This is a genomic window from Bacillus sp. L_1B0_5, from assembly GCF_000836715.1.
Taxonomy (GTDB): domain Bacteria; phylum Bacillota; class Bacilli; order Bacillales; family Bacillaceae_G; genus Bacillus_A; species Bacillus_A thuringiensis_S.
In genome coordinates this window covers 52155-59574 of record NZ_JXIS01000060.1, presented here as the reverse complement: position 1 = coordinate 59574, position 7420 = coordinate 52155, and the positions used below count along the sequence as shown (strand labels likewise).

The following is a 7420-nucleotide window of genomic DNA, read 5'->3' as shown; positions in this document are numbered from 1 at the left end:
TGTCTAACAATTGGGGTGCACTTCAATTAGTGAAACGGCTTTTTTTTAAGCGTTCAATTCTGTTTTATGCCCTTTTACTACACTACGTTTGAATGCAGTTGCTAATATAGTAACCATACTTACTATACCAATCCAAACGAGTACAGTAACAGGTGTATTCCAGCTTAACCCTTTTCCGAAGAAGAAGATTTCTCTTAGGCCTTCAATCATAAATTTCATTGGTAACCATGAGTAAACCCAGTCTTGATAAAACGGAGACAACATCTCAGGTGCTAACGATAATAACGGCGCCCCGAAGAATAGTAATAAAGCGAATAAACCGATTCCTTTTAGCCCAACTAATGAAAGTACCGCAGATATCATTAAGAAGAAACTAAAAGAAGTAATGGATAAGAATAGAGCTGTATCCGTGAAGTTCGAAATATTTAATCCTACCATCCCATCTGCAATCCATGTAAGACCAAATCCAATTACAAGTGTCGCAATAGCTCCTGTTACGATTTGTTTTACTTTTAACAGAAAGTTTTCTTTTCTTGAGCTTACTGGCATTTTACTAATCGCAATAAAAATAATCGCTGCACTAGCTAAACTTGCAATCCATAACGGCTGGAACAATGATATTGGTGAGTTACCGTTCGCACTATTTTTGCCAACCTCATTCACATTTTTCACGTTCTTTACAATAGGTGTTACTAATTTCGCAGCTTGATCTGTTGTTACAGTAGCTCCTTTTGCTTTCAACCCTTCTAATATTTGCGTACGGACATTATTGTTCATATTATCAACTACACCATTTAATATTTGCCCTGACATAGTTGATGCAACCGTATTCATTCCTTGATTAATATATATTTCTATCTCTGGTGAAGATGGCTGTGGTGTTCGTAATGACGCTTGCTTTGCGCTAAATTCTTTCGGAATGACTAACGCTGCATAATACTCTTTATTATTTAACCCTTTTTGAACTGCTTCCTTATTTTTCACTTCTACCCACTTTACCGCAGGTTCTTCATCTGATTTCGATGATTTTTTCACCATATCAACAATTGTTTGCCCCATATTCATTTTCGGTTGATTCGGAATTTCTATACCTTGATCCTCATTTACAATTGCAATTGGCAAGTTTTTCGGCTGCGGTTGAACAGTTGGAAATAACGTTAATGAAAAAACAAAAACAACAAGTAGTGCAATAACTGGTGATAACAATAAAAGTTTATTTTTAAACATCTTCTTTTCTCCTCCTTTAATTTGATTTATAATAATCAACAACGTGTTGTTTATTTATATTTTGAATTATATGTTCGAGTTGAACCTTATACAATAATCAAAAATCGTGAATGTGTCGGTTATAAGACACATTTTCTAAATGTGTTGAGTAAAATTAAGGAGGGACATGCTTTGCGCGATAGTAATTTAGATTTGCGTGTTGTTCGTACGAAAACTGCCATACGAAATGCATTGGTGGAGCTAATTGAAGAAAAGGGTTTTGACGCCATTACAGTGAAAGATATCACAACGAAAGCAAATATTAATCGCGGTACTTTTTATGCGCACTATCAAGATAAATTTGATTTAATGACAAAATGCCAAGAAGACATTATGTACGAGTTTTCTAACATTGCTAAACAGAAATTCCCGGAAGTTATTGCTGACCTTGGAACAAATCCTTCTCCAACAATGCCATTTATACTTATCACTTCTATTCTTGAATTTCTAAATGAAAATAGTGATTTTATGAAAGCTGTACTAAGTCCGAAAGGAGATTTATCTTTCCAAACAAAACTGAAAGACTTTATGTGGAAAACATTATTTGAAGATACGAATGGTCCTCTCATTAATAAGGAGAATTTACTTGTTCCAAGCGAATACTTAACTTCTTATATGGCATCTGCACATATAGGTGTCATCCAGCAATGGTTAAATAATGGACAAAAAGAAACACCTGAGGAGATTGCTCGCTTTTTATCAACTATTGCAGTTCATGGACCTTTTTATGCAGCTGGCTTAAAAAAATAAGCCAGCTTGCTTAGTAATTTCTATTATTTTATTAATAACTTGAAATTTATATTTCTGTAAAAAAAGCTGTTGAAAGGACTCCCCTTCAACAGCTTTTACATTATTAACGATATAAACGAACTGCACCTGCAGAATTATCATCTGCTTGTCCAACTACTTCAAATTTCAATCCAAATTTCGGTAATTTACGTCCTGCATCTGGGATTAAATCATTTATATACAATTTAGAATCATCAAACTTCGTTACACCTGGTAATCCTTTGTAATCATATGTTCCACGTGTTGGAGATACGACTTTCCATGCTGGCGTTTGGTTAAGGGAGAACGCAGCATCTGCGATTTGGAATCGTGTACTATTTTTAACAGTTGGTTTTCCGTTTAGCGTTCCAACAATTGCCTCTGGGTGAGAGTCAACAACTCCTAAGAAACCTTCACCTGGATGTAAACCAACCCAATTATCTGTAAAGCTAGAGTCTGCATACCATACTAGAAGACCTGTATTATACGGTACACCACTGCTATATTTTAACGCTTGATCAGCACCAGCATAGTTTCTCCACTCTAAATAGTAGTTATGCTTCTTTTTATCAAAACCGTCTGATACAACGAAACCATTTAATTTAAATTTCGTTTCTCCTTCTGCATCATCAGAGAACACAACATTTCCATTTACAGTTAATGTAGCATTATCAAAAGTAAAACCAGTCGGTGCTAAACCACCATCTGTAATATATTCAAATACTAATTTTACTTTTTGGCCTTTGAATTTGCTTAAGTCATAAGACTTATCTACCCATTTACCATCTGTTGTGTCTAGACCATTTTTTACATTCTTTTCACCAATTCGATCCACTAACGTTTTTGTACCATCTTCTTTCACTGCATGTACTTCAAGGAAGTCATAATCCGTTTCGATTTCATACATTGATTTGTAATCAAACTTCGCATTTGTTGCATTTGTTAAATCAAACACTGGCGTTTCTAATGTTGTATGAAGGTTATCACCTTTTGTACTATAGTAGTACTTCTTACCGAATGCAGGCTGAATACCTTTCACCTCTTTATCTGGTAAGTTAACACGAATCAGACCAGGACGATTTGATTTCGTTACACTTTGATCTAAATACGTCGCATAGCCAATACCACGATTTAATTTATTATAGTCAACCTCTACAATATTGGCCCAGTTTCCACCTATGTTCTTTTGAAAGAACTCTTTGTTTTGCGGAGAGAAACTCGGTGGCGTTGTTCCTGCAATCTTACCAGCCCAGCTACCGCCACTCATAACAGACCAGGAGTTAATTGGCTCACCTGCTCCTGTGTACTTCGTATCATACTCATCTGGAAGACCTAAATCATGACCAAATTCATGTGCGAATACACCAACCGCTCCGTCTTCTGGCTCAATTGTGTAGTCGTATGCTGCCATCTTACCGCCCCAGTTATCAACTTTTGCTTTTGTTCCTTCAATTGGATATGGTGTTCCAAGGTGCCAACGATGTGACCAAATTGCATCATCACCTAGTCTACCACCACCTCCATCTTGCCCAACTCCAGCGTGAATGACCATTAAGTGATCGATTAGACCATCTGGTTCATTTTTATTGCCATTACCATTATTGTCATATTGATCGTATTCGTCAAATTCAGATAAATCAATACCGCTTTCTACAGCCGCATTTAATGCCTCTTTTACAAAATCACGAGGTCCTTTCGGTCCCATATTATCATGACCGCCATCTCCTGCATCTGCGCCATAATCTGCCGCATTACCAGGAACTGTCAACCACTTTGTTACTGTGCCATCTACTGTATAACTACCACCAGATTGCTCTTCATAATATTGTTTAAATGTTGGTACTTTTGAACCATCAAAAAGTGTAAATGGCTCATTACCAAATAACATTTTTTGATAATGTTCTGGATTAAAATCATTTGAATACATATAACCTGGTACTTGATCAATATTGTTATGCTTAAAGTCAGCAAACTCTACTAGCAATACGAGGACTTTATCTTTACGAACATCACCGTTATATTGTTTTTGCTTCGCTGAAGTAGTTGGTACTTTGCCGTTTAATCCCCCTTTAACCGGCTCTTGTCCCGCTACTGGACCACTAGCAGGTTGATCTGCTTTTTCTTTCTCATCTGCTTTTGCATCTTTAACTTTTTTCAAAAAGTCAGCAGCTTCTCTCGTAACACTATCCCCTGCTGCTGGTTCTTTTCCCGCATTTTCTCCTTTTTTCTTCTCTACGTATTTTTCAACAGCTTTTAATGTGTCTTCTTTCGACGTAGATTCACTAATTACACCGCGTTTCTTGAGCGCATCTGCTAAACGCTCCTCTTGAATTAAATTTTCATCAATCGGACTTAAAGTTCCTCCATTAGACGGCGTTGCCGCATAAACAGATTGACCCCCATACCCAAATGTGCAACTAAGCACAGCTGCCGCCGCAAGCGTAGACAGCACTTTAAAAGGCTTTTTCTTCATCCCTATTCCTCCCCAATATAAAATACGATACAACGTTTATATAATAATGAAAATTCAGACAATTCACAAGATGTTGTCTGAATTTGTAATATTTTTGAAAATATTCTTTAGTTCAAATTGATATACATTCTGATTCAACAATGTTCCGTGTTAGTAATATCTGGATGAAAAATAAAGAGATCATCCACTATAATTAGTGATTGATCCCTTTATTATCTAAGGTGCAACTATAACACTTCAATATACCCTTCTGTTCCATGCACCCGAATTCGTTGCCCATCTTTTATTAATTTCGTAGCATTCTCTACTCCAACGACTGCTGGTAATCCATACTCACGTGCAATCACTGCTCCGTGCGTCATAAGCCCGCCGACTTCAGTGACTAACCCTTTTATAGAAACAAACAAAGGTGTCCAGCCAGGATCGGTAAATGCCGTAACTAATATATCTCCATCTTCCAAATTCGCGTCTTCCATATTTAAAATAACGCGTGCTCTCCCCTCAACCACTCCAGAAGAAACAGGCAAACCTACTATTGCTTCAGCTGGGAGATTTTCTCGGTTGTACTTACCTGTAATGATTTCTCCATCAGACGTGATAACACGCGGGGGTGTTAGTTTTCCATATAATTTGTACTCATTTTTTTGTTTATGAATAATCTTGTAATCTAGTTTATTTGTGCGGACGACTTCGTAAAGTTCTTCAAAAGTTAGATAGTATATATCTTCTATTTCATCCAGAACATTATTTTGCTCAAGTTTCTCTGCTTCTTTCAGTAATGCCTGCTTATATATGAAATAACGATGAATCATGCCGTATTTCGGATATTCACGATAACCGATGAAATTGCGGATGTTACGAATCATTCTCTTCGTCTCTTCTACTTTTTGTTCCCCATCCGGCAAGTGCTGCAATCGCTCTAACAACTCTTCTTCTTTTTTCAAAGCTTCCTGCAGCCCTTCTGCAAACTTCCGTTTACTAGCACCATATTCAAAGTCTCTTATATGATTTAAAATCATCGGTATAATTGTAGCTGGCTGTTCACTCCAGCGCGTTTTCGTAATATCAATTTCCCCACTGCATCTCATTCCATATTTATTTAGAAAAGCATCGATTGCATCTCGAGCTTTCTCCCCGCCTTTAAACTGAACTAATTCATCTAAAAAGCTATCATCTTCTACATGCTGTAAATACGCAATGACTTCTGGATACGGCCGAATCACATCTGCCACATCCAATAACGCTAGCCCCATTTCTGACGTAATATTATTTTGTACGGATTGAGAAAGTGTGTCTGCTGCGTTTTTTTCACCTAACCATTGCTCCATTTTTTCATTCATCCATGTTAAAGCATTCATGCCTGCCATAATGACAGCCGTACTTTGCGGACTAAATAATATCTTTTGTAATTGCTGCTTCATATCTTCTAAAATAAAATCAAATACCGCTGATCCTGATTTCGTTTGAATGTTTCGTTTTAACTCTTCAATCGATGCTTGATTATTCTTTATTAGATCCATCACAAGTGCCGGGTCTTTTTCGATTTCTGGTTGCGGACTTACAGGTAGCACACTTTTACTACCACTCTTTCCTTTTTCATCATCTGGTAACAATGTAATAAAATTATCTCGCTCGATTACAGTCGTTAATGCATCTCTTACGAGTGGATCCGATTTTCCTAACGTGTTTATTAAGAAATTTCTGCTAGCAGGTGAAGCTAATTTTTGTGTAGCATCAACAAACAGCCTTCCTCCTGCTTTACGCATAGGCGCATGCGTCGTTAATAGGAAAAAGGACAATCCTAGCGGCTTCATCGCATCCGTCATCATTTGTTGATGACCAACCGATATATACACGTGATTTTCCTTATCATTTGCTTCTGGAATTGGATATAAAGTCGTAATTGGGCGACTTTGGACAATATAAAATGTATCATTAGCTAAACACCATTCGATATCTTGCGGACAACCAAAATAAGCTTCGATCTGTCTTCCGATACGTGCTAGTTGTAATATTTGTTGTTCTGTAAGTGTTTGAACGTTTTGCTGATTAGAAGCAATTTGCTTCGTCTCTATTCCGCCTTCTTTCCGTCCATACATAGCTATTTTTTTAGTTGCGATTATCTTTCCAGCGATTTCGCCCTCTTTTACTTTATAATTATCAGCAGAGACGAGTCCTGATACTAACGCTTCACCCAGTCCAAAACTGGCATCAATCGATAACAACTTTCGGTTAGAAGTAATCGGATCAGCAGTAAACAAAATGCCCGATGCCTCCGGGAATATCATCCTTTGAACGACAACACTTATAGAAACTTGCTTATGATCAAAGCCGTTTTGCATGCGGTATATAACCGCTCGATCTGTAAATAAAGAAGCCCAACATTTCTTAATATGCTGCAAAATAGCTTCTTTTCCAATCACATTTAAGTACGTATCTTGTTGACCTGCAAACGAGGCATGTGGTAAATCTTCAGCAGTCGCACTCGAACGTACTGCATAAGCATGCTCATCGCCAAAACGTGAGAGATCATGAGTAACTGCTTTCTCAACATCAAAAGGAATGTCTACTGCCATAATGACTTCTCTAATCTGCCTGCTAATTTCACCAACTTGAGCTCGGTCTTCACTTTTCAACTTTGTTAGCTGCTGCAACAAAGTTTGGACTGTTTCATTTTGTTCGATAACCTTTTCATACCCTACCGTTGTAACACAAAATCCTTCTGGCACTTGTATCCCTTGAATATTGGATAACTCCCCTAAATTCAATCCTTTTCCACCAACGAGAAAAAGCTGCGTTTTTTCTATTTCCTGAAAATCGAGAACGAAAGAACTCATTTGGCACCTCTCCTTACTATTCATGTGTTCTTGATTGTAACAGCAGTAAATGAGAAGAAACAGTCTATTTCGAACG

General features: G+C 37.3%; 4 protein-coding genes. 1 reads left to right on the top strand and 3 read right to left on the bottom strand.

The window, feature by feature from the left end; genetic code table 11:
- Positions 1 to 45: 45 nt before the first annotated feature.
- Entirely contained in the window at positions 46 to 1227 is a 1182-nt protein-coding gene (locus RT27_RS20030; protein ID WP_043937176.1) for a DUF3533 domain-containing protein, read from the bottom strand.
- 171 nt (positions 1228 to 1398) lie between these two features.
- Between RT27_RS20030 and RT27_RS20025 the strand changes: the two genes are divergently transcribed.
- The gene (locus RT27_RS20025; RefSeq protein WP_043937174.1) at positions 1399 to 2016 is read left to right on the top strand and encodes a TetR/AcrR family transcriptional regulator; all 618 of its coding nucleotides are present in this window, start codon (positions 1399 to 1401) and stop codon (positions 2014 to 2016) included.
- A 103-nt stretch (positions 2017 to 2119) separates the two neighbouring features.
- Here the strand turns inward: RT27_RS20025 and RT27_RS20020 are convergent, their stop codons facing one another.
- Positions 2120 to 4507: an immune inhibitor A domain-containing protein gene (locus RT27_RS20020; protein WP_043937173.1), complete on the bottom strand. Its 2388-nt coding sequence runs from the start codon at positions 4505 to 4507 to the stop codon at positions 2120 to 2122.
- Between the two features lie 227 nt (positions 4508 to 4734).
- Positions 4735 to 7344 carry a phosphoenolpyruvate synthase gene (ppsA, locus tag RT27_RS20015; RefSeq protein WP_043937171.1) on the bottom strand — a complete coding sequence of 870 codons (2610 nt, stop codon included), beginning with the start codon at positions 7342 to 7344 and terminating at the stop codon, positions 4735 to 4737.
- Between the last annotated feature and the right edge of the window lie 76 nt (positions 7345 to 7420).

Coding starts and splice junctions, on each gene's coding strand:
- RT27_RS20030 (WP_043937176.1), bottom strand. CDS start 1,227: ATGTTTAAAAATAAACTTTTATTGTTATCACCAGTTATTGCACTACTT.
- RT27_RS20020 (WP_043937173.1), bottom strand. CDS start 4,507: ATGAAGAAAAAGCCTTTTAAAGTGCTGTCTACGCTTGCGGCGGCAGCT.
- ppsA (WP_043937171.1), bottom strand. CDS start 7,344: ATGAGTTCTTTCGTTCTCGATTTTCAGGAAATAGAAAAAACGCAGCTT.